This window comes from Mesorhizobium sp. WSM4308, from assembly GCF_002294905.1.
Taxonomy (GTDB): domain Bacteria; phylum Pseudomonadota; class Alphaproteobacteria; order Rhizobiales; family Rhizobiaceae; genus Mesorhizobium.
On record NZ_NSFW01000003.1, the window covers coordinates 361196 to 382423 of the forward strand.

Sequence of the window (21228 nt, forward strand, 5' to 3'; positions counted from 1 at the left end):
CTATTGATCCTGTTCCTGCAGCGAAACCAGGCCGATATTCTTGTAGCCGGCGGCCGAAATGCGGGCCATCACCTTCATCGCCGTGCCGTAGTCGGTGGACTTGTCACCACGGATGAAGATGCGCTCCTCGTAACCGGTCTTCGAGATCGCCTGCAGCTTGGCCACCAGCTCTTCGATCGGGATCTCGGTTTCCTGGAGATAGATCTGGCCGGTGGCGTTGATCGAAACGGTGATCGGCTGCGTGTCGGCATTCATCGCCTTGGCCTGCGTGTCGGGCAGGTCGATCGGCACGCCGACCGTCAGCATCGGTGCGGCGACCATGAAGATGATCAAAAGCACCAGCATCACGTCGACCATCGGCGTGACGTTGATTTCCGACATCAGCCCATGGTGACGGCCGCGCCGCCTGTGGCCGCGCCCGCCGCGTCCCGCCATGCCTACGGACATACCCATCAGCTACTCCTCAGGCCTTCGGCGCGACTTTTTCATCGATTTGGCGCGAGAGTATGGCGGAGAACTCGTCGGAGAACCCTTCCATGCGCACCGCGAGCTTGCTCGCATCCGATGACAGCTTGTTGTAGGCGATGACCGCCGGGATGGCGGCGAGCAGGCCGATGGCCGTCGCCAGCAACGCCTCGGCGATGCCGGGTGCGACAACCGCAAGGCTGGTGTTCTTCGACCCGGCAATGGCCTGGAACGAGGTCATGATGCCGATGACCGTGCCGAACAGACCGATGAACGGGGCCGCCGAGCCCGTGGTGGCGAGGAAGCCGAGGCGCCCCTCCAGCTTCTCCATCTCGCGGGTCAGCGCCAGGTCCATTGCCTTGTCGATGCGGGTCTGCAGCCCGAGCGGCGTCTTGGCGCCTTTCTCGAAGCTCTTCTTCCACTCGCGCATGGCGGCGACGAAAATGGCGCCCATGCCTGAGGTTTTGCGGTCGGCGAGCGTGCGGTAGAGCTCTTCCAGCGACTGTCCGGACCAGAAGACCTGCTCGAAGCGGTTCAGCGCCAGCCGCATGCGGCCATAGGCAACCAGCTTGTCGATGATGATCGCCCAGGTCCAGACCGAGGCGCAGAGCAGCCCGATCATGACCAGCTTGACCACCCAGCTGGCCTGCATGAACAGCGCCCAAATCGACAATTGCGCGCCCGGTTCGGCGAGTGCGATATTTTCCATCGTTACGTCCTTAAGATTTTCCGGGCGAAGCTGGCGGCTGGCCCCTGGCATCCCTTGTGGTCGGTTCGCACGAAGCTACCGGACGCCCCAAACCGTGCCGTTAGCGGCCTTTTCAGGGCAAATATTGGTGAAAGGAAGGCGCTCGGTAGCGCCAATCTTCACCAATCTCTTCATGAACCGTTATGGTTAAGGATGGGTTAGTGAATAAGGCGCGGCGCATTGCCGCGCCTGCCAGTCCCCGAACCGGGCCTGCGTCAACTCATGCGCCGGTCAAAGGTGGGTGAGATTCAGGCTAGGCCGAGTCGAAAACGGTGGGCTCCGAGAACCGGAGCGGAACGTACTTGTGGGAGCGCCGTTCTACTGCGTCGCAGTAGAAGCGCAGGAAGCCGCCGTTTGCCGGCCGGCATCACCTGAATATCAGCCCACCTTGGGCATGAACGCCGCGACCCACTCCTTGGGAAAACGCCTCGGCCGGCCATTCTCGCCGATGATCGCCGCCTCGACCTTGGCTTCGACCAGCACCTCGTCGCCGCGCTTGAGCTGCTGCGCCATGAAGATGCGCGCGCCGGAAATGGTGTCGGTGCGGGTGTCGACGGTCAGGATGTCGTCGATGCGGGCGGGGCTGCGGAAGTCGATCTCCATGCGGCGCACCACCCAGACGATCTTCTCCCCATGCTTGCCGTCGGCGAGTTCCGTGTGATGCACGCCGGTGAGCCTGAGATAGTCGGAGCGGCCGCGCTCGAGAAATTCGAGATAGCGCGCGTGGTAGACGACACCGGAGAAATCGGTGTCGGCATAATAGACCCGCGCCATCAGCCGGTGGCCGAACGCCGTCAGCGCGCCGGAAAGCCCGGCCAGCAGCGTCGCCGATTCACCATGATCGTCCATTGCGCTTCCTTTTTCAGTCGCCGCGAGGCACCTGTTCCGCGCGTGACCTAGAGCATGATCCCGAAAAGTGGGAACCGGTTTTCTCGGTCAAACGGGTTTCCGTTTGGCCAGAGATCATGCTCCAGAAACATCGGATGGCACTGTTGAGGGCGATGATCAAGAGCTTGATGGCGGCGCTGCTGTTGCTGATGGCCTTGGCGCTGCCTGGTCAGGCGGCTACTTTTGCGATGAAGCGCGGCCTCAATCTCGACCAGTGGGTCACCTGGCCCGGCGAGGATCAGTGGGGCGACGCCAAGACCATACTGCCCTATCCGGAATGGCGCAAATTCCTCAAGGCCGACGATCTCAGAGCGCTCAAGGAAGCGGGTTTCGATTTCCTGCGCATGCCGGTCGACCCGTCGCCTTTCCTGTCCGACCAGACAACGGCGTTGCGTGGAGACCTCTATGACAGCGTGCTGGACTCCGTGCGCATGATCAACCGCGCCGGCCTGAAGGTGATCGTCGACATGCACCTGGTTCCGGCCGGCGGCAGCCGGAAGATCGGCATGGCGCAGGTGATGGATGATCCCCAGACCTTCGACCGCTATGTCGACATGGTGCGCAAGGTGGCCCGCACCCTGGCCGGCGAAGATCCGAGCCAGGTCGCCTTCGAATTGATGAACGAACCGATCGTCGACTGCGGCAGCGACGGCACCAGCCTGTGGCCGGACCGCCAGCGCAAATTGTTCGCCGCGGCACGATCCTCGGCGACGAAATTGACCTTGGTGCTGACCGGCGGCTGCTATTCCGCCGCTTCGTCCCTGGAGAAGATCGATCCCAAGGCGATCCCCGAAGACAATGTCATCTGGACCTTCCATTCCTATGATCCATTCCTGCTCACCCACCAGGGCGCGACCTGGGCCGGCGATTTTATCCCCTATGTGACCGGCCTGCCCTATCCGCTCGACGCCGTGCCGAAGGCGCAGCTCGACGTCACGCTCGACACCATCCGCGCCCGGATCAAGGCCGAAGCGCCGTGGACACGGCAGAGCGGGCTGCTTGCCTATCTCGACGAACAGATCGCCAGCATGGATGGCCCCGGCAAGCTGCTCGGCCTGATGGACGCGCCGTTCAAAAGGGTCGAGGCATGGGCGAAGGCCAACGGCATCAAGCCCGAAAACATCACGCTTGGTGAGTTCGGCATGATCCGCCAGGAATACGGCAATGCCTATCTAATGCCGGCGCAGTACCGCGCCGCTTACGTCAAGGACATGATCGCCCGCGCCGAGGCACATGGTTTCTCATGGTCGGTGTGGAGCTATGGCGGCGCTTTCGGCATCGTCGATGCCTTCAATGGCGACAAGGCCGAGCCGGATGTGATGGACGTGATCCGCTCGCTTCACTGAGCAATGTTGTTCAAATCAGCCAAGGTCGATCTGCAGGACCTCTGGGCGCACGCCGAAACGCACCGGCATGATGCTGAAGCCGAGCCCGCCGGAGACGATCAGATTGCGGTCGTTCTCGACGACATGGCCATAGGCGTAGCGGTTGCCGAAACGCGACGGCACGACGGGCGAATAGCCAAACAGCCGCACCTGCCCGCCATGCGTGTGGCCCGACAGGGTCAGCGAAACCCGCGACGGGACGGTCGGAAAAATATCGGGCTCATGGGCGAGCAGGATGATCGGCGCGGAATCGCCGACCTTGGCCAACGTGCCGTCGAGATCGTCGAGCCCCTTGCAGTCGTCGCCCCTCCTGGCCGGCAGCAGCGCCAGCTGGTCGGCAAGGCCGGCGATCCAAACGCCATGACCATCCTTTTCCAGGCGCACGACATCGTTCTCCAGCACCGGGATGCCGGCCTTCTCCAGGGCCTTGCGTGCGATGATTGGACCCGCGCCGGCGCGCTGCGCAAAGCCGTCGCTCCACCAATCATGGTTACCAAGGATCGACAGAACGCCGAGCGGCGCCTTGAGGCCCGACAGGGCGGAGGCCCACTGCGACGGCGTCACCGGTCCCGTCACCAGGGGCATGCCGGCAATGTAGTCGCCCAGCAGCACGATGAGGTCCGGTTGCAGCGCATTGGCGTCTTCGACGAGCGAAGCAATACGTTCCGGCGTCATCCACGGCCGGCAGGCATGAATATCGGCGAGCGCGACAACCCGCAGCTTCAGGCCATCAGGCCAGTGCGGCGGCGCCAGAGCGTAGCGCTTCACATGGGTCAATAGCATCGGCTCGATGCCGACCGCATAGGCGCCGAGCGCGGCAGCCGTCAGGAACGACCCGCCGATGAAACGCAGGAACCCGCGTCTGGTTATCATGGATTGGCTCCCAGCCCTTCGATCGCGCGATTCCCCGCACGCGTCCGATAAAATCCACGATTACGCCGGCAAATCGGCAAAGACGCGCAGATTTTGCGCAGGATGGGTCACATATCCTTGATCACTGGTCTGGGAACACGCGCCTGAACGCTTGGCGGCTATTCTTCCTGGAACAGGTTGATCTGCTGCTGCGCCAAATCCTTCGGCGCATCGAGGCCGAGATGGCGCCAGGCATTGGCCGTCAGCATGCGCCCGCGCGGCGTGCGCTGGATGAAGCCCTGCTGGATCAGATAGGGCTCGATGATGTCCTCGATGGCGTCGCGCGGCTCGGACAGGCCGGCGGCGATCGTCTCGATACCGACCGGCCCGCCGCCGAAATTGCGGGCGATCATCGAGAGATAGCGGCGGTCGAGCGCATCGAGGCCGAGCGCGTCGACCTCCAGCCGGGTCAATGCCTCGTCGGCGATCAGGCGATCGACATGGCCGTCGCCGGCGACCGAGGCGAAGTCGCGCACGCGGCGCAACAGCCGCCCCGCGATGCGCGGTGTGCCGCGCGCGCGCCGCGCGATCTCCAGCGCGCCGTCGTCGCCGAGCGGCATTTGCAGGATGCGCGCGCCGCGCCGGACGATCTGCTCCAGTTCCTCGACGGTATAGAAGTTGAGCCGCACCGGAATGCCGAACCGGTCGCGCAGCGGATTGGTGAGCAGGCCAAGCCGCGTGGTGGCGGCGACGAGGGTGAAGCGGGCGAGGTCGATCTTGACAGAGCGCGCCGCCGGCCCCTCGCCGATGATCAGGTCGAGCTGGAAATCCTCCATCGCCGGATAGAGGATTTCCTCCACCGCAGGGTTGAGCCGGTGGATCTCGTCGATAAACAGCACGTCGCCTTCTTCGAGATTGGTGAGCAGTGCGGCGAGATCACCGGCCTTGGCGATGACCGGTCCGGACGTCGAGCGGAAATTGACGCCGAGTTCGCGCGCCATGATCTGCGCCAGCGTCGTCTTGCCCAGCCCCGGCGGCCCGACGAACAGCACATGGTCGAGCGCCTCGTTGCGGCCCTTGGCGGCCTCGATGAAGACCTTGAGGTTGGCCCGCACCGCCGCCTGGCCGACAAAATCGGCGAGTGTTTGCGGCCGCAAGGTCTGATCGGCATCCTCGCCGCGTTTTTCCGGAGCTATGAGACGGGGCGACAGGCTCATGCTGTCTTCCTTGCATATGGCAAGAGGAGGGGCAAGCGAGCCCTCACCGCGCCAGTTCCTTCAGCCCGAAGCGGATAAGCTTCGAGGCATCCGCGTCCTCGCCCGCCGTCTTCAGCGCCGCGGCCACCGCATTGGCGGCGGTGTCGCGCGAATAACCGAGATTGACCAGCGCCGAGACCGCGTCGGTGATCGGGGCCGGGGCGACACCTTCACCGAGCTCCTGTTTCAGGCCGATGGTGCCCGAGGCCGCGCCCGCATAGGCCGGCGCCTTGTTCTTCAATTCGGTGACGATGCGCTCGGCCACCTTCTTGCCGACACCAGGCGCGCGGGAAACCATGGCGATGTCGCGCAGCGCGATCGCATTGGCCAGATCGGCGGGCGCCAGCGTCGACAGGATGGCGAGCGCCACCTTGGCGCCGACGCCCTGCACATTGCTCATCAACAGCCGGAACCATTCGCGCTCCAGCGCCGACTGGAAGCCGTAAAGCCGGATCATGTCCTCGCGCACATAGGTCTCGATGAACAGCACCACCGCCTCGCCGGGCGAAGGCAGCGCTGCCAGTGTGCGCGCCGAACAGTAGGCGACATAGCCGACGCCATGAATGTCGACGAGGCAATGATCCTCGTCGATCTCGTCCAGCGTGCCCTTGAGCTTGCCGATCATGCCCAACAATTCCTCACGATGCCAATGCCGCCATCCGATAGGCAGCGCTCTGCCGGTGGTGCGCGTGGCAAATCGCGATGGCCAGCGCGTCGGCGGCATGTTCGGTGTCGAAGGTCGCCTTGGGCAGCAGCACTTTCACCATCATGTGGATCTGCTTCTTGTCGCCATGGCCGACGCCGATGACCGCCTTCTTCACCGCATTGGGCGCGTATTCGGCGACGACAAGGCCAGCACGCGCCGGCACCAGCATAGCGATGCCGCGCGCCTGGCCGAGCTTCAACGTTGCCACAGCATCCTTGTTGACGAAGGTCTGTTCGACGGCCGCCTCATGCGGCATTGCCGCATGCAGGACTTCGGCGAGCCCGTCATGCAATTGGCAGAGCCGCGTCGCCAGCGCCGCCTTGTCCTCGGAGCGCACCGTGCCGGACGCGACGAAGCGCAAGGAATTGCCGAGGCTCTCTACGATGCCCCAGCCGGTGCGCCTGAGCCCCGGATCGATGCCGATGATGCGAATCGCGTCCCCCATCCGGTCACTTTACCTCCGGGGGACAGCGATGCCAGCGAAATGTGAACAAACCGGAAACGGAGGCCTATCCGGCGGGAAATAGTCCGAAGCCGCTCAGTTGCGGGCGAACGCCGTGTTGAGCAGGCTGATCTGGTCGGAAACCGGATTGGGCCGGCGGCCCATCGGCTGCATGTCGACCACGGCGCCGGCGCCGTAGATCTCGTCGTCCATGCGGCGCACCAATGCCTGCAGGCGAAGCGAGCGGTTGACCAGGTCGAGGAACTCCTCGGGCAATTCGGCCCAGCCGGCGGCTTCATCATGCGCGGAAGCGGTATCGAGGCGCACCTTGGACTTTTCCGAAGCGACCTGGTCGCGGGTCATCTCGCCGGAATTGGCCGCGCGCTGCAAAAGCAGCCATGAGGCCACCTGCATCAGCCTGGTCGTCAGCCGCATCGATTCGGCCGCGTAGAGCGTGGCCGCCAGCCGCGACAGCTTCTTGGCCTCGGCGCGGCCCTTGCCGTCGAGATACTCGGCCGCCTGTTCGACCAGCCCCATGCCTTCCTGGTAGAGCGGTTTGAAGGAGTGCGAAAAAACCCGACGCTCCGCCAGTTTGACGGTGTTCGCACTGCCCTTCGAAGGCTCGTTCATTGATACGCCCCTGCACTTGCAACCGGCCGATTCGGTTCTCTGCCGATACACCCGGCACCCTATCTGACTGAAGCTTGAAAATGCGCTTTGCACGGGGTGAAGGCAAGCACATGTTTAACAGAAGGTTAACGGCGAGCCGTTGCGTCAGGGTCCCTGGAATGCGGACAAAAAAAGAGCCGCGGATAAGGCGGCTCTCAGGAGTTTAACAGGGAGGCGTCAAACAAAGTGGCTCCAACCACTCGGTAAGAATCCAGATCACTGGATGCGCATAGTAAACGCCTGTAAAGCTTAATGAACCTTTAACGGCCCCGATGTTTTTTGACCGAATGCCCCCTTTCTGTGCCGTAACAGCACAGCCCCGAAGCTCATTCAGGCCTTCTTCCAGACGGCCGGCAAGGCGATGAAGGCAAACAGCAGCATGGCCGCGTAGAACCCCATCGAGGACGCCGCCACCATCGGTTCGATCGCGGCATTGCCGGCAAGCAGGAAGTAGAGCCCGATCAGCAGGCCGATGCCGCTGATCGCCGTCAGCCAGAAATGGACGACGGCGAGCGTCTTTTGCCCGACCGCCGGAAACAGATGGTAGAAGAAGGCGAAGACCGCCGACATCAGCCATCCGGCCACCATCGTGTGGGCGTGAGTCGGCATCTGGCCATGGTCCTGGCTGATCGCCATGGACAGGCCGAGCGCCATGCCGCACAGCGCATAGATGATGGCCAGCGTGAAGAAATTCCGTGCTACCCCTTGCATATGTCCCCTCGATTGCCTCTTCCCGTCTGCGGGAATGGGTTGATTGTCAGGCGATTCCTGTCGCCACCGGCTCCCGGCGTCGGCGCACTAGCATTGGCAATGTTTCCGGACGATGTCGCGCCAAACCCCTCCCGACACTTCGTATATTAGCAGAAACGAATCTGGGCATCTGCGGTCGTTGCAGCTTATGCCCGCGAAAAAGGTAGCCGAAACAGAGCCGGGTTTTCCGCGACATCGTTCCGAAACACGCGCCGCGCTAAACGCCCGCTCCTCTGACGGCTGGCGCAAATCCGCTCCACCGCAAACCTACCCGGAGCAAGCCATGGACTGGTACTCGATCGTCAAATTCCTCCACGTCACCTCGGCCATTTTGTGGGTCGGAGGCGGCTTCGTATTGTTCCTCCTCGGCGTGCTTGCCGAGCGCGCCGGCAACATCGAGGACAAGCTTCAGGCGATACGGGCCAGCGGGCAGTTGGGCGGGCGTTTCTTCGCGCCGATGTCGATGCTGACCCTGATCTTCGGCCTCATCATGTGTGGCTTCTGGGTCGGCTTCTCCGACCTGTGGATCATCATCGGCCTGGCCGGCTACGCCACGACCTTCTCGATCGGCATGCTAATCTTCAAGCCGACCGGCGAGCGCATGGGCGCGATGATCGCCAACGAGGGCATCACGCCGGCTGTTCTGGCCATCGGCCAGCGCATGATGAGCGCGGCACGCTTCGACTATGCGGTGATGCTGGTGATCGTCGCCGACATGGTGCTCAAGCCGACCACGCATGATATCGGCATCCTCGCCGGCATGGCGCTGGTCATGGCAGCGGGCGCTATACTGGCCTTTGGCGGCAACCGTCGCCTCGTGCCGAGCGCCGCCTGATCTCCCTGACGGTGAGAGCGGCTGACGAGCCGCCTCGCCTGTTACATCAAGCCGGCAAGGCCATCCCACAAAAGCTTCAGCGCCACGACCGCCACGGTCGCGTAGGTGAAGGGATAAAAAATCTCCGGCCGCATGCGCCGCACCAGCCAGGCGCCGGCGATCGTCGAAAGCGGCGCCAGCGGCATCAGCACGGCCGACGCCGTCAGGTTGGCGGTGTCGAACTGGCCGAGCGCGAAATAGGGGATGAGCTTCAGCGCATTGGTCGCGGCAAAGAAGATCGCGGCGGTGCCCGACAGGACCTTGGGGTCGAGCCGGATCGGCAGCGCATAGACCTGGAAGGGCGGGCCGCCGACATGGGCTACGAAGCTGGTGAAGCCGGCGACCGTTCCCCAGATCGCCGCAGCCACGCGGTTGGGTTCGGCGGCGTGGTCGGCACCATGGCGGAACTGCAGATAAAGCCAGCGCAGCACGAAGATGATGGCAACGGCGCCGACGATGAGCCGCACCGCTTCCTCGGTGACCAAAGCCGCCGTCAGCCAGCCAAGGCCGATGCCGATGATGGCACCCGGCATCATGTCGACCAGCATCTTGCGGTCGTAGACGCCCCACCATGTCCACACCGAGACAATGTCCATCAGGCACAGGATCGGCAGCAGGATGGCGGCTGCCTGCACCGGCGGCATGGTCAGCGCCATCAGCGGCACGCCGACGAAACCGACGGCGCCGCCGAAGCCGCCCTTGGACAGGCCGACCAGAATGACCGCCGGAATGGCGGCCGCGTAGAACCACGGATCGAGAAGCAGGCCTGACATGGGGAGGAGCTGGTCTGGAGGGAAGGCGTCAACGCCTGAATAGCCCAGAATTGCGCTTGGGGCGACTGTAAATCCCGACAGGTTGCCGAACACCTGCCAATGTCCGACTCGTGCCTATCGCCGGGCCGAGACCAGCAGGAACATCGGCCGATCGAGCTCTTCCGCCAGTTCCGGCCTGGCCGTGATCTGCGCGTCTGTCGGACAGAACTCCTCGACATGCTCGATCGCGAAACCGGACACGATCAGCGCGTTCAGCGTCGTGCCGATGGTGCGATGATGTTTCACCACGCCCTTGGCCAGCCAGTCGGTCTTGCGTGGACCCTCCACCAGATAGCGGTCGACAGGCCATGTCCTGCGACCTTCGGCATCGACCGCCCAGCCGGGCCTGGTCGGAGCCATGTAGATCGGATGCTCCGTCGAGAAGACGAAATGCCCGCCGGGCGACAGCGCCTTGTGCACCGTCCTGAACAGCCGCGCGACATCCTCGACATAATGCAGCGCAAGTGAGCTGTAGGCGAGATCGAAGCCGGCTCGCGGCAGGCTGAGCTGGTCGAGGTCGGCCCTCTCATAAATGATGCCGGTGTCCGGGCCGGCGGCCCTCGCCCGGGCCAGCATCTTCTCCGACAGGTCCAGCCCCAGGACATGGCTCGCCCCATGCTCATGCGCCCAGCGGCAGAACCAGCCGAAACCGCAGCCGAGGTCGACGATCCGCAAGCCGCCGAGGTCCGGCAGCATGGCGCGCAGCGCCGGCCATTCGGCGGCGCCGCCAAGGCCTTCGATCGACCGGCCAAGCTGGCTGTAGCCAGCGAAGAAATCCGGTTGGTCGTAGATATTCTGCGCCATGTCTTCCTCGTCTCTCGGCAAATCATCTGGCGGGCTGACATTTAGTGGACTGATCGCGCCTGTCCACCACTGCCATACGGAGTCAAGACGAAGACGAAGATGGAACCCCGAGCGGTGGCGGCCGCCGCCGGATCGGCTGCGCCTTGATGATGGCGGTGCTGGTCTCGGCCTTGTCGGCAATGCGATCGAGAATGCCGTCGAGGTCGCCGATCGAGCGCACGAACAGCCGCGCGACGAAACAGTCGTCACCGGTCACCTTGTCGCATTCGCCGAACTCGGCGATCTCCTCGATCAGTTTCTGGACGATGTGCAGCTTGCCCGGCAAAGGCCGGATGCGAACGATCGCCTGCAGCGTATAGCCGAGCGCCAGCGGATCGATCTCGACTGTGAACGCCCGGATGACGCCGCGCTCCTCGAGCCGTCGCAGCCGCTCCGAAACGCTCGGCGACGACAGCCCGACCTTGGCAGCCAGTTCCTTCAGTGAAGTCCGCGCATCCCGTACCAGGATTTCGAGGAGATTTCGGTCGAGATCGTCAAGCATTTCAGATTTCTCACAAATTCGCGGAAGTAGCCTAATATAATTAGGTCATACAATCATACAACCTTTCCAATCAGGTGGAAAGCGCCCATCTCGCATGAGATTATGCCGCGTCAAAATCGGCTCGGAGATTATCATGAACGATATGGTACGTGGCACGGTCGAAATGTCGGCCGCAATGGCGATCCTCGGGACGATCGGATGGTTCGTCGTCATGTCCGGCCAGCCGATCATGGACGTGGTGTTCTGGCGCTGCGCGTTCGGCGCGGTGACGCTGCTGATCATCTGCGCTTGCCTGGGATTGTTGCGCGGCAGGCTGTCGCTGCGCGTCATCGGCCTCGCCGCGCTTGGCGGCGCGGCCATCGTCATCAACTGGCTGCTCCTGTTCAGCGCCTTCTCCCGCGCGTCGATCTCGATCGCCACCGCCGTCTACAACACCCAGCCCTTCATGCTGGTCGGCTTCGGCGCGCTCTTCTTCGCCGAACGGCTGACGCTGACCAAGCTGACATGGCTGGCAATAGCCTTTGCCGGCATGGTGTTGATCGTCGAGGCCGCCCCTAACGCCGGCGATGTCGGCACCAACTATTTTGCCGGCATCCTCATGGCGCTGGCCGCGGCCTTTTTCTGGGCCGTCGCGGCCATCGTCACCAAGAAGCTCAAGGGCACGCCGCCGCATCTGATCGCGCTGATCCAGGTCTGCGTCGGCGTCGTCATGCTGGCGCCCTTCGCCAATCTCTCGCGTCTTCCCGCCGACCCGTGGAGCTGGGCCATGCTGGCGACGCTCGGCATCGTCCACACCGGCCTGATGTACATATTGATGTACGGCGCCATCCAGAAGCTGCCGACGCATCTGCAGGGATCGCTGTCGTTCATCTATCCGGTCGTCGCCATCCTGGTCGATGTCGTGGCTTTCGGCCATCGGCTGCATCTCAGCCAGGTCGCCGGCGCCGCCGCCATCCTGGTGGCTGCCGCCGGCATGAACCTCGGCTGGTCCTTGTGGAAATCGAAACCGGTCACCGTGAGCCCTGAGCCGGTCAAGTAGGGCAGGCATTCCTGCCGCCCGACGGCCAGGAAACGCGATCCCGACTGCCCGCCTGTTCAAAGCGGGCAGTTTGCTCTATGCCGCAATCCAACCATCTTCGCCCGGCATAGGCGAAACCCGGGATCGAAGAACCATGAACGACGCCACACCCCCAAATCGTTGCCGCATCGTGCTGATCGCGCCGCCCGGCGTGCCGGCCGCCCGTATCGCCGCCGCATTCGACGGCGGCGACGTCGCTTCGCTGATCCTGCCCGAAAACGGCATGGACGAGGCCTCCTTCCAGGCTTTCGCCGAACAGATCGTGCCGACGGCGCAGGCGGCGGGCGTGGCCGTGATCATCGCCGGCGACACCCGCATCGCCGGCCGTGTCCAGGCCGACGGCATCCATGTCGAGGCGTCCAAGGCCGAACTGGCCGAAACGATCGAACATTTCCAGGCGAAGATGATGGTCGGCGCCGGCGGCGCCAAGAAGCGCGACGACGCGCTCGAGCTTGGCGAGGTCAGGCCCGACTATATCTTCTTCGGCCGTTTCGGCTACGACAACAAGCCGGAGCCGCATCCGCGCAACCTGTCGCTGGGCGAGTGGTGGGCGCAGATGATCCAGATCCCCTGCATCGTCATGGCCGGATCCGATCTGGCTTCCGTCGAGGACGTGGCCGCCACCGGCGCCGAGTTCGTCGCGCTGTCGAGCGCGGTGTTCGCCGACGGCGTCGATCCGAAAACCGCCGTGGCCCGTGCCAACGCGTTGCTCGACGAAACCGCGCCGCGCTTCGAGGACTGATGTGACTCCGGTAAGGCTTCCCCTTCAGGCCTTGCTTGCAGCGGTCATGATCCAGGCCGCCGCCGCCGAACCCATACCCCAGCCGCAGCCCAAGCCTGAAACCGGCCTGCACACCGACAAGCCGATCGAAAAGCAGTTGCCGCAGCCCGCCACCACGGCGGAGCCGGCACCGCTGCCCTCAGTTGACAGCATCAATCCCGACCGCTTCGGCGCCAAGCCGGCGGATGCGGCCTATGGCGCCTTCCAGCGCGGGCTCTACAAAACGGCCTATAACCTGGCGCTGACCCGCGCCCAGAATGGCGACCCGGCGGCGCAGACATTGGTGGCCGAGATCCTGTCGCGCGGGCTCGGCGTGCCGCTGAATGCGGCGGAAGCCTCGAAATGGTATGCGCTTGCCGCCGAACAGGGTGTGCCTGAGGCGCAGTTCCAGTATGCGCTGATGCTGCTCGACGGCCGTTACGTCAAGAAGGACCCGAAAGAGGCCTACGCCCTGATGCAGGCTGCCGCCGAAGCCGGCAACCAGCTGGCGCAGTTCAATTTCGCGCAGATGCTGGTTCAGCAGGATCCCGGCGATGCGGGCCTGGCCAAGGCGGTTTCCTATTATGAGCGCGCCGCCGCGACCGGCCTCGCCGACGCGCAATACGCCATGTCCCAGATCTATGCCAATGGCGTCGGCGGCAAGCCGCGCGACGACGCGCAGGCAAGACGCTTCCTCGCCCAGGCCGCGCGGCAGAACTACGACACCGCGCAGATCGATCTCGCCGCCTGGATGATCGAGGGCCGCGGCGGTGTCCGCGACCTGAAATCGGCTTTCGGCTGGACGAAGCAGGCAGCCGAGGGCGGCAACGTCGCCGCGCGGAACCGGCTGGCAAAACTCTACATGCAAGGCATCGGTACCGACCCCGACCTGGTGCTCGCCGGCGCCTGGTACATCGCCGCCCGCCGCGCCGGTCTGATCGACCCCGACATGGATGATTTCCTGCAAGGACTGAGCGACGACCAGACCAAACAGGCCCTGCAGAAGGCGAATCGTTTGCCGTGACGGCGGTTGGTGGATCATTGCGTGTGATCGAGGACGACCTTGCCGAAGGGCGAGGCGTGTTCGAGGTACCGGAATGCTGCCGCCGCGTCCTTCCAGGCAAATACCTTCTCGATCACGGGTCTTATCCGGTTGACTGTCAGGCCTCGGTTCATTGCCTCGAAGGATTCGCGTGAGCCCACGGGTATGCCGCGCGCCTTGACCTGGCGGCGGAAGATGTCGAGGGGATTGATGGACCCTTCGTTGCCGCCGAGATAGCCGATGACGTTGATCTGGGCGCCACGCGCGGAAGCCTTCAGCGACTGGGTGAAGCTTTGCGGCCCGCCGACCTCGATAATATGGTCCGCGCCGCCGCCTCCGGTCAGCGCCAGCACGGCTGACGACCAATCGGGATTGTCGCGATAGTTGATGCCGTCATGCGCGCCAAGCGCCTTTGCCCGCGTGAGCTTGTCGTCGCTGCTTGACGTGACGATGACCCGTGCGCCGGCTGCCGCGGCGAACTGCACGGCAAACAACGAGACGCCGCCAGTGCCCAGGCTCAGCACCGTCTCGCCCGGTTTCAACCGGCCTTCGGTGAACAACGCATGCCAGGCAGTGACCGCGGCGCAAGGCAATGTCGCCGCCTCGACATCACTCAGATGTGGCGGCGCCAGCACGGCCGCCTGTTCGTCCAGCCGCGCGAACTCGCTGAGCAAACCGTCGATGGGGCCGCCACGCTGATAGGACGGCTCGGCCATGGCAAAACTGCCGCCGACCCAGCGCTGCCAGAACGTGCCGCAAACGCGGTCGCCGACCTTGAACCGGGTCACTTCGGCGCCAACCGAGACCACTTCGCCCACACCGTCCGAAAGCGGTATCAGCGGCAGCGCAAAGGCGGTGTGGTAGCTGCCACGGGCGATCTCCACATCGCGGTAGTTGAGCGCTGTTGCCTTGACCTTGATGATCATCTCCTGGCGGCCCGGTTCTGGCATCGGCCGCTCGACCAGTCTGAGATTGTCGATGCCGCCGGGGGCCTGCAATTCGATTGCCTTCATTGTCTTCCCTTTCCTTTTGAAAGTCCGTCGAAAGGAAAATCGCTTGCCGGCACCTTGATTTCAAATTCATAATAATCAAAATGATTATGCATTTGAGGACCAAAGGATGCTGGAAGAATTGCGCACGCTTGTCCTCTTTGCCGAGGAAGGCTCGATCCAGAATGTGGCCCGCCGCCTGCCTTTGACGCAGCCGGCCGTCACCCGGCAGATGCAGCGGCTGGAGGATATGCTCGCGACAACGCTTCTCGATCGCCGGCAGAAGCCGCCGCGGCTGACCGCGGCGGGATTGGAGGTGCTGGCGCGGGCAAAGGACATACTGGCTTCGGTCGAGGCTCTGAAAGCGTTCGCCGCCGACGCCGAGCCGCAGGGCGTGCTGCGTGTCGGCCTGGCGCATGGCTTGTCCGATGCAAGCGTTGCGGGCGCTGTCGCCGGCGCCGCCGCTGCGTTTCCAAAGATATCGTTGCGGCTCAAGACCGGTTGGAGCGCTGAGCTGGTCGAGCAGTTCGAACGCGGTCAACTCGATATGGCGATCGTTCTGCGACCTGCCGGTCATCAAGGCCCAGACGCGCTTGGCACCGAACGTCTTTGCATCATAGCGCAAGCCGGCGCCCATCTCGCGGACGCTCGGACCAGCATGCCCTGGGTTCTCAGCCCCGAGCCTTGCGACGCGCGTCAGACACTCCTCTCCAGTTTGGGCGGTGAACGGCATCCGCTCATTGTGGCGGCGGAAATTCAGGATCCGGCGATGCAGATGGAATGGGTCCGTCGGGGACACGGCCTCGGCCTCATGCCGTTGCGGCTCGCGACGCGTGGACTTCCCGACGGCCTCGCGCTTGTCGATCTCGAAGGTGTCGACCTTTCATTGCAGGTCGTGGCATTGCGCTCGCCACATCTCAACCGGCTGGCGAAGGTCGTTGAGGCCATTGCAAAGACCGTCGGCGAAGCCATCAAGATCGAGGCTTGATACCGACTGACCGGTTGGGGCCGATCCGGCGTCCCTTGCCTCTCCGGACGATTTGTGGTCTTGGGAGCCCCTAAATCGCCAGTCCCGGCGAAAATCTCATTCCGGATCACCCCATCATGGCCAAGATCAATGGCAACGAAATCCGTCCCGGCTACGTCATCGAGCATGATGGCGGCCTGTGGGTGGCGGTCAGGACCAACACCGTCAAGCCCGGCAAGGGCGGCGCCTACAACCAGGTCGAACTGAAGAACCTCATCAACGGCACCAAGCTCAACGAGCGCTTCCGCTCGGCCGAGACGGTCGAACAGATCCGCCTCGACCTGAAGGATTTTTCCTTTCTCTACGAGCAGGACGACGCGCTGGTGTTCATGGACACCCAAAGCTACGAACAGCTCGAACTGAACAAGGATTTCGTCGGCGACCGCGCCGCGTTCCTGCAGGACGGCATGATGGTGACTGTCCAGCTCTATGAGGAGAGGCCGATCGGCATTTCGCTGCCCGATCAGGTGACCCTGACCATCACCGAAGCCGACCCGGTGGTGAAGGGCCAGACGGCTGCATCCTCCTACAAGCCGGCGGTGCTGGAGAACGGCATTCGCGTGCTGGTGCCGCCCTTCATCGGCGCCGGCGAACGCATCATCGTCGACACCAACGAAATCACTTACGTGCGCCGCGCCGACTGACGCGCTGCAGCAGGAAGACATACGATGGCACGCTCAGCCCTTCTCAACGTCATGGTCCAGGCCGCAATGAAGGCCGGCCGCTCGCTGTCGCGCGACTTCGGCGAGGTCCAGAACCTGCAGGTCTCGTTGAAGGGACCCGGCGACTATGTCAGCCAGGCCGACCGCAAGGCCGAGGACATCATCTTTGCCGAATTGTCGAAGGCGCGTCCGGGCTACGGTTTCCTGATGGAAGAGCGCGGTGCGGTGGAAGGCCAAGACAGCCAGCACCGCTGGATCGTCGATCCACTCGACGGCACCACCAATTTCCTGCACGGCATTCCGCTTTTCGCCGTGTCGATCGCGTTGGAGCGCCAGGGCCAGATCGTAGCCGGCGTCATCTACAACCCGGCCATGGACGAGCTCTACACGACCGAGCGCGGTGGCGGCGCATTCATGAACGACCGCCGGCTGCGCGTGGCCGGCCGCACCAAGCTGGTTGACACGGTGATCGGCTGCGGCATGCCGCATCTGGGACGCGGCCACCACGGCAATTTCCTCGTGGAATTGCGCAACGTCATGGCCGAGGTCTCGGGCGTGCGCCGTCTCGGTTCCGCCGCGCTCGATCTCGCTTATGTCGCTGCCGGCCGCATGGACGGTTTCTGGGAAACCGGCCTGTCGGCCTGGGACATCGCCGCCGGCCTGCTCCTGATCCGCGAAGCCGGCGGTTTCGTCTCGGACATGGATGGCGGGCAGGACATGCTGGACAACGGCTCCGTCGTTGCCGGCAACGAGGTCATCCAGCGTGCGCTGCTGAAGACGGTGAAAAAGCCCCTGGCACCCCGCTGAAGCCCTCCCGCCGCGCTGAACGGCCGCGGTCGCAAAACCGTCACCTGAGCTTGAAATACTGTCCGGCGGTTGCCCAGATATGGGGTGATGCAGGACGATCGATGACCAACATCCCGCCGCAAATCGAAATCCCCTTTGTCGGGCGCTGGCACTACTCCCGCGCGGAGATGATCGCCGACGGCATTGTCCATGCTGTCGGCATCGTGCTGGCGATCGCGGCCGGCTCGGCGTTGCTGGCGCTGGCGGCGTTTCGCGTCGGACCTGGCGAGTACATCGCCGCCGCCTTCTATGTCGTTTCGCTGCTAACCGTCCTCTCGGTGTCGCTGGCCTACAATCTGTGGCCGGTGACGTCGCCGGCCAAATGGGTTCTGCGGCGCTTCGATCACGCCGCGATCTATCTTCTCATCGCCGCCACCTACACGCCTTTTCTGGCCCAGCTCGACGCGTCGCCGCTGGCCCGCTGGATGATCGTGCTGGTCTGGATCGCGGCGGCGACGGGCATCGCCATCAAGGTGGGCTTTCCCGGCCGTTTTGACCGGCTGGCGATCGTCTTCTATCTCGCCATCGGCTGGAGCGGCATCGTCCTGGTCAAGCCGCTTGTCGCGACGCTGCCGACGACGTCGATCGTGCTCATCGTTGCCGGTGGCGTCGTCTATTCCTGCGGCGTCATCTTCTTCGCCTGGAAGGGTCTGCGCTTTCACAACGCCTTGTGGCACGGCTTCGTCGTCACCGGCGCAGGCCTGCATCTGGCGGCCATGGTCGACTGTCTGGTGATAAACCGTTTCTGATCCGCTCGTGGCAATATTGCCAAGCGCCATTCAATTTGGTCACAATTGCGTTTAGAGTCGCGAACGACGTGATCGGCGGCAGCGGCAGCGAAACGGGGCACGGATGGCTTTTCTCAGATCCTTCGGCATGGGCAGGCGCTCCGACGTACTGATTTACGATCCGCATAAACTGTCGAGTCCGCAGGTGTTCCTGCTGACCATGGTCATCTTCCTGGCCATCGTCGCCTTCATTGCCGCCATCCTGACGCGACAGATCTCGACGGCTTTCGTCACCAATCCCGGGCTCAACGGTCTTATCATCGGCGTGCTGGCGGTCGGCATCCTGCTTGCCTTCGCCCAGGTCGGGCGGCTGTTTCGCGAAGTGCGCTGGCTCAACTCCTTCCGCGCCGGTTCGGAGACCACCGAGCCGGTGCTGCTGGCGCCGATGAAAGCCATGATCGGCCGCTCCTCGACCATGGCATTCTCGACCTCCTCGATGCGCACCATGCTCGATTCCATCGCCACGCGCCTGGACGAAAGCCGCGACACCTCGCGCTACCTGGTCGGCCTCCTGGTGTTCCTCGGCCTGCTCGGCACCTTCTGGGGCCTGCTGAACACGATAGGCTCGATTCGCGAAACCATCGAAGCGCTCGATCCCGGCAGCGGCGACGCCGCCGCCGTGCTGGATTCGCTGAAGCAAGGGCTTGCAGCGCCTCTGGCCGGCATGGGTACGGCCTTCTCGTCCTCGCTGTTCGGCCTCTCCGGCTCGCTCGTGCTCGGCTTCCTCGACCTGCAGGCGGGCCGCGCCCAGACGCGCTTCTACACCGAGCTTGAGAACTGGCTGTCCTCGGTCACCGATCTCTCCTCCGACATCGTCGTCTCCGATCAGGCCAAGAGCGAACCATCCGACGAAATCCGTCTGCTGTCGGAGCGCCTGCGCAGCATGCAGGAGAATGGCGGCGGCTCCAATCCGCGCGTCGCCACCGCCATGGCCAATCTCGCCGACGGCATTTCCGGCCTGGTCAAGAACATGCGTTCGGAACAACAGATCATGCGTGACTGGGTCGAGGCCCAGTCCGACGAGCAGAAGGCGATGCGCAACACGCTGGAGAAGATCGCCGACGCGCTGAAGAAGCAAGGGGTCCACTGACGTGGCGCTAGCAAGACGGCGCGCCGACCGCCGCATCGACTACTGGCCGGGCTTCGTCGACGCGCTGTCGACGCTGCTGCTCGCCATCATGTTCCTGCTCACCGTCTTCGTGCTGGCCCAGTTCCTGCTCGGCCGCGAGATTTCCGGCAAGGACACGGTGCTCAACCGCCTCAACTCGCAGATCAACGAACTGACGCAACTTCTGGCGCTGGAGCGCTCGACAGCGCAGGACAAGGAGGACTCGCTCGCCAACCTGCAGGCGTCGCTGTCGGCGGCCGAGGCCGAGAAGAGCCGGCTCGAACAGTTGCTGGCGCAAGGCGCCGGCGCCGGCGACCAGGCCAACCAGCGCGCCGCGGCGCTTTCGGGCGAACTCGACAGCCAGCGCCAGATCAGCCAGCAGGCGCTGAGCCAGGTCGAGATCCTCAACCAGCAGATCGCCGCGCTGCGCAAGCAGATCGGCGCGCTTGAAGACGCCCTCAACGTGTCCGAAGCCCGCGACCGCGATTCCAACACCAAGATCGCCGATCTCGGCCGCCGGCTGAACGTCGCCCTGGCGCAGCGCGTGCAGGAATTGAACCGCTACCGCTCCGACTTCTTCGGACGCCTGCGCGAGATCCTCGCCGACCGCGAGAATATCCGCATCGTCGGCGACCGCTTCGTCTTCCAGTCGGAAGTGTTGTTCCCGACCGGCTCCGAGGTGATCAACGATGCCGGCAAGGTCGAGATGAAGAAGCTCGCCGACGCCATCATCGAGTTGCAGAAGGAAATCCCGCCCGAGATCAACTGGGTGCTGCGCGTCGACGGCCATACCGACAACAAGCCGCTCTCCGGCACCGGCCGCTACCGCGACAATTGGGAATTGTCGACGGCGCGTTCGACCTCGGTGGTCAAGTTCCTGATCGAGAACGGCGTGCCGGCCAACCGTCTGGTCGCCGCCGGCTTCGGTGAGTTCCAGCCGCTCGACCCCGCCGACACCGACGAAGCGCGCAACAAAAACCGCCGCATTGAACTGAAGCTCACCGAACGTTGATTTCTCATCACGCGAACTCACGCGAATTTGTTCGCCGGCTCAACTCTAGGGCGCAGAGTGTAGCCGGCAAGGCCTGAAAAGATTATCTTTTTTTAATTACACTTCGCGCCGGAGCGCTCCTAGCTTGCCGCTCAGGGCCGAGAACCGCCGGCGATGCCTCCCATCGCGACGCGACGGAACTGGACGACCCAAACAGTCGGAAGGCGAGGCGGCGCGACCGCCCCCTTCCCAGCAGGAGGAAGCGCCCCATGCGCACATCAGCACCTCTCAAGACGGCAACGCTTGCCACGGTTCTCATTGTCGCCCCGCTCGCCGGCGCCTATGCCGCAGGCCATCACAAGGGCGCTCTCGAGGCGACGGACCCGACAGACATGACCGGCCCGCGTGTCGAGGCTCTCTTCGAGCAGGTTCAGGGCATCCGCCACGGCATAGTCGACGCCAGGCGGGCCAACAACATCACCCCGGCGGTGGCGGAGCGCCTGGAAATGCGCACCGCCCGCATCAGGCAGGCGGCCGAAAAGATAGCCGCGTCCGATCACGGCAGGATACCGGCAGCGCAATACCATGACCTGCTGCGCCGCCTCGACAATGTGGACCAGCGGCTGCGGGTCGATACCGGCAGCGGTTTCCTGATGGGTGACGGCGCCGACGGCGGAGCCTATCCGAACGGCTGAGGCCTCCGGCAAGGTCCAAGAGGAAGGGACCACCTGGCGCCTTCGGGACC

At 63.9% G+C, this 21228-nt stretch carries 25 protein-coding genes; 12 read left to right on the forward strand and 13 right to left on the reverse strand.

Translation table 11 applies throughout. The features are described from left to right. The 3 genes from tolR to ybgC all read right to left on the reverse strand — a co-directional run bounded on the left by tolR (nucleotide 1) and on the right by ybgC (nucleotide 2062). On the reverse strand, nucleotides 1–453 hold the full coding sequence (gene tolR, locus CK227_RS07570) for a protein TolR (protein ID WP_027023582.1): 453 nt from the start codon (nucleotides 451–453) through the stop codon (nucleotides 1–3). A 10-nt stretch (nucleotides 454–463) separates the two neighbouring features. After that, entirely contained in the window at nucleotides 464–1174 is a 711-nt protein-coding gene (gene tolQ / locus CK227_RS07575) for a protein TolQ (protein WP_019861737.1), read from the reverse strand. 417 nt (nucleotides 1175–1591) lie between these two features. Then, the gene (ybgC, locus tag CK227_RS07580) at nucleotides 1592–2062 is read right to left on the reverse strand and encodes a tol-pal system-associated acyl-CoA thioesterase (protein ID WP_095772055.1); all 471 of its coding nucleotides are present in this window, start codon (nucleotides 2060–2062) and stop codon (nucleotides 1592–1594) included. Between the two features lie 134 nt (nucleotides 2063–2196). Between ybgC and CK227_RS07585 the strand changes: the two genes are divergently transcribed. Then, nucleotides 2197–3447, forward strand: coding sequence for a cellulase family glycosylhydrolase (locus CK227_RS07585; protein ID WP_095772054.1), 1251 nt, complete (start codon nucleotides 2197–2199; stop codon nucleotides 3445–3447). Nucleotides 3448–3462: 15 nt separating this feature from the next. Here CK227_RS07585 and CK227_RS07590 read toward each other — a convergent pair whose 3' ends face one another. The 6 genes from CK227_RS07590 to CK227_RS07615 form a co-directional block, all read right to left on the reverse strand. Further along, the gene (locus CK227_RS07590; RefSeq protein ID WP_095772053.1) at nucleotides 3463–4359 is read right to left on the reverse strand and encodes a metallophosphoesterase; all 897 of its coding nucleotides are present in this window, start codon (nucleotides 4357–4359) and stop codon (nucleotides 3463–3465) included. A 158-nt stretch (nucleotides 4360–4517) separates the two neighbouring features. Further along, entirely contained in the window at nucleotides 4518–5555 is a 1038-nt protein-coding gene (ruvB, locus tag CK227_RS07595; RefSeq protein ID WP_010912034.1) for a Holliday junction branch migration DNA helicase RuvB, read from the reverse strand. 43 nt (nucleotides 5556–5598) lie between these two features. Next, nucleotides 5599–6219, reverse strand: a complete 621-nt coding sequence (gene ruvA, locus CK227_RS07600; RefSeq protein ID WP_095772052.1) for a Holliday junction branch migration protein RuvA — start codon at nucleotides 6217–6219, stop codon at nucleotides 5599–5601. Nucleotides 6220–6232: 13 nt separating this feature from the next. Then, nucleotides 6233–6745 carry a crossover junction endodeoxyribonuclease RuvC gene (gene ruvC / locus CK227_RS07605; protein ID WP_095772051.1) on the reverse strand — a complete coding sequence of 171 codons (513 nt, stop codon included), beginning with the start codon at nucleotides 6743–6745 and terminating at the stop codon, nucleotides 6233–6235. Between the two features lie 93 nt (nucleotides 6746–6838). Further along, nucleotides 6839–7372 carry a DUF1465 family protein gene (locus CK227_RS07610; protein ID WP_095772050.1) on the reverse strand — a complete coding sequence of 178 codons (534 nt, stop codon included), beginning with the start codon at nucleotides 7370–7372 and terminating at the stop codon, nucleotides 6839–6841. Between the two features lie 369 nt (nucleotides 7373–7741). Next, nucleotides 7742–8122: a hypothetical protein gene (locus tag CK227_RS07615; protein WP_095772049.1), complete on the reverse strand. Its 381-nt coding sequence runs from the start codon at nucleotides 8120–8122 to the stop codon at nucleotides 7742–7744. Between the two features lie 322 nt (nucleotides 8123–8444). Between CK227_RS07615 and CK227_RS07620 the strand changes: the two genes are divergently transcribed. Further along, nucleotides 8445–8996, forward strand: coding sequence for a DUF2269 family protein (locus CK227_RS07620; RefSeq protein ID WP_095772048.1), 552 nt, complete (start codon nucleotides 8445–8447; stop codon nucleotides 8994–8996). A 41-nt stretch (nucleotides 8997–9037) separates the two neighbouring features. Here CK227_RS07620 and CK227_RS07625 read toward each other — a convergent pair whose 3' ends face one another. The 3 genes from CK227_RS07625 to CK227_RS07635 form a co-directional block, all read right to left on the reverse strand. Then, nucleotides 9038–9808: a sulfite exporter TauE/SafE family protein gene (locus CK227_RS07625; RefSeq protein WP_095772047.1), complete on the reverse strand. Its 771-nt coding sequence runs from the start codon at nucleotides 9806–9808 to the stop codon at nucleotides 9038–9040. A gap of 114 nt (nucleotides 9809–9922) precedes the next feature. Beyond that, entirely contained in the window at nucleotides 9923–10651 is a 729-nt protein-coding gene (locus CK227_RS07630) for a class I SAM-dependent methyltransferase (RefSeq protein WP_095772046.1), read from the reverse strand. 82 nt (nucleotides 10652–10733) lie between these two features. Further along, nucleotides 10734–11192, reverse strand: a complete 459-nt coding sequence (locus CK227_RS07635; protein WP_095772045.1) for an Lrp/AsnC family transcriptional regulator — start codon at nucleotides 11190–11192, stop codon at nucleotides 10734–10736. 133 nt (nucleotides 11193–11325) lie between these two features. On the opposite strand from CK227_RS07635, the gene CK227_RS07640 reads away from it, so the two are divergent. The 3 genes from CK227_RS07640 (at nucleotide 11326) to CK227_RS07650 (ending at nucleotide 14054) form a co-directional block, all read left to right on the forward strand. After that, nucleotides 11326–12231 (forward strand): DMT family transporter, encoded by a 906-nt coding sequence (locus tag CK227_RS07640; protein ID WP_095772333.1) that lies wholly within the window; start codon nucleotides 11326–11328, stop codon nucleotides 12229–12231. 133 nt (nucleotides 12232–12364) lie between these two features. After that, complete coding sequence (locus tag CK227_RS07645; RefSeq protein ID WP_095772044.1) at nucleotides 12365–13012, forward strand: thiamine phosphate synthase; 648 nt, start codon at nucleotides 12365–12367, stop codon at nucleotides 13010–13012. 1 nt (nucleotide 13013) lies between these two features. After that, entirely contained in the window at nucleotides 13014–14054 is a 1041-nt protein-coding gene (locus tag CK227_RS07650) for a tetratricopeptide repeat protein (RefSeq protein WP_095772043.1), read from the forward strand. A 14-nt stretch (nucleotides 14055–14068) separates the two neighbouring features. Here CK227_RS07650 and CK227_RS07655 read toward each other — a convergent pair whose 3' ends face one another. After that, on the reverse strand, nucleotides 14069–15085 hold the full coding sequence (locus CK227_RS07655; RefSeq protein ID WP_095772042.1) for an NAD(P)-dependent alcohol dehydrogenase: 1017 nt from the start codon (nucleotides 15083–15085) through the stop codon (nucleotides 14069–14071). Between the two features lie 106 nt (nucleotides 15086–15191). Between CK227_RS07655 and CK227_RS07660 the strand changes: the two genes are divergently transcribed. The 7 genes from CK227_RS07660 (at nucleotide 15192) to CK227_RS07690 (ending at nucleotide 21178) form a co-directional block, all read left to right on the forward strand. Further along, nucleotides 15192–16049, forward strand: a complete 858-nt coding sequence (locus CK227_RS07660) for a LysR family transcriptional regulator (RefSeq protein WP_095772041.1) — start codon at nucleotides 15192–15194, stop codon at nucleotides 16047–16049. A 116-nt stretch (nucleotides 16050–16165) separates the two neighbouring features. Further along, nucleotides 16166–16732 carry an elongation factor P gene (gene efp / locus CK227_RS07665; protein WP_032932086.1) on the forward strand — a complete coding sequence of 189 codons (567 nt, stop codon included), beginning with the start codon at nucleotides 16166–16168 and terminating at the stop codon, nucleotides 16730–16732. Between the two features lie 24 nt (nucleotides 16733–16756). Further along, the gene (locus tag CK227_RS07670) at nucleotides 16757–17557 is read left to right on the forward strand and encodes an inositol monophosphatase family protein (RefSeq protein ID WP_095772040.1); all 801 of its coding nucleotides are present in this window, start codon (nucleotides 16757–16759) and stop codon (nucleotides 17555–17557) included. A gap of 101 nt (nucleotides 17558–17658) precedes the next feature. Beyond that, nucleotides 17659–18345, forward strand: a complete 687-nt coding sequence (locus CK227_RS07675) for a hemolysin III family protein (RefSeq protein ID WP_095772039.1) — start codon at nucleotides 17659–17661, stop codon at nucleotides 18343–18345. Nucleotides 18346–18448: 103 nt separating this feature from the next. Beyond that, nucleotides 18449–19474, forward strand: a complete 1026-nt coding sequence (locus tag CK227_RS07680) for a MotA/TolQ/ExbB proton channel family protein (RefSeq protein ID WP_095772038.1) — start codon at nucleotides 18449–18451, stop codon at nucleotides 19472–19474. A gap of 1 nt (nucleotide 19475) precedes the next feature. Further along, nucleotides 19476–20504 (forward strand): peptidoglycan -binding protein, encoded by a 1029-nt coding sequence (locus CK227_RS07685; protein ID WP_095772037.1) that lies wholly within the window; start codon nucleotides 19476–19478, stop codon nucleotides 20502–20504. Nucleotides 20505–20752: 248 nt separating this feature from the next. Beyond that, on the forward strand, nucleotides 20753–21178 hold the full coding sequence (locus CK227_RS07690) for a hypothetical protein (protein WP_095772036.1): 426 nt from the start codon (nucleotides 20753–20755) through the stop codon (nucleotides 21176–21178). Nucleotides 21179–21228 lie beyond the last annotated feature (50 nt).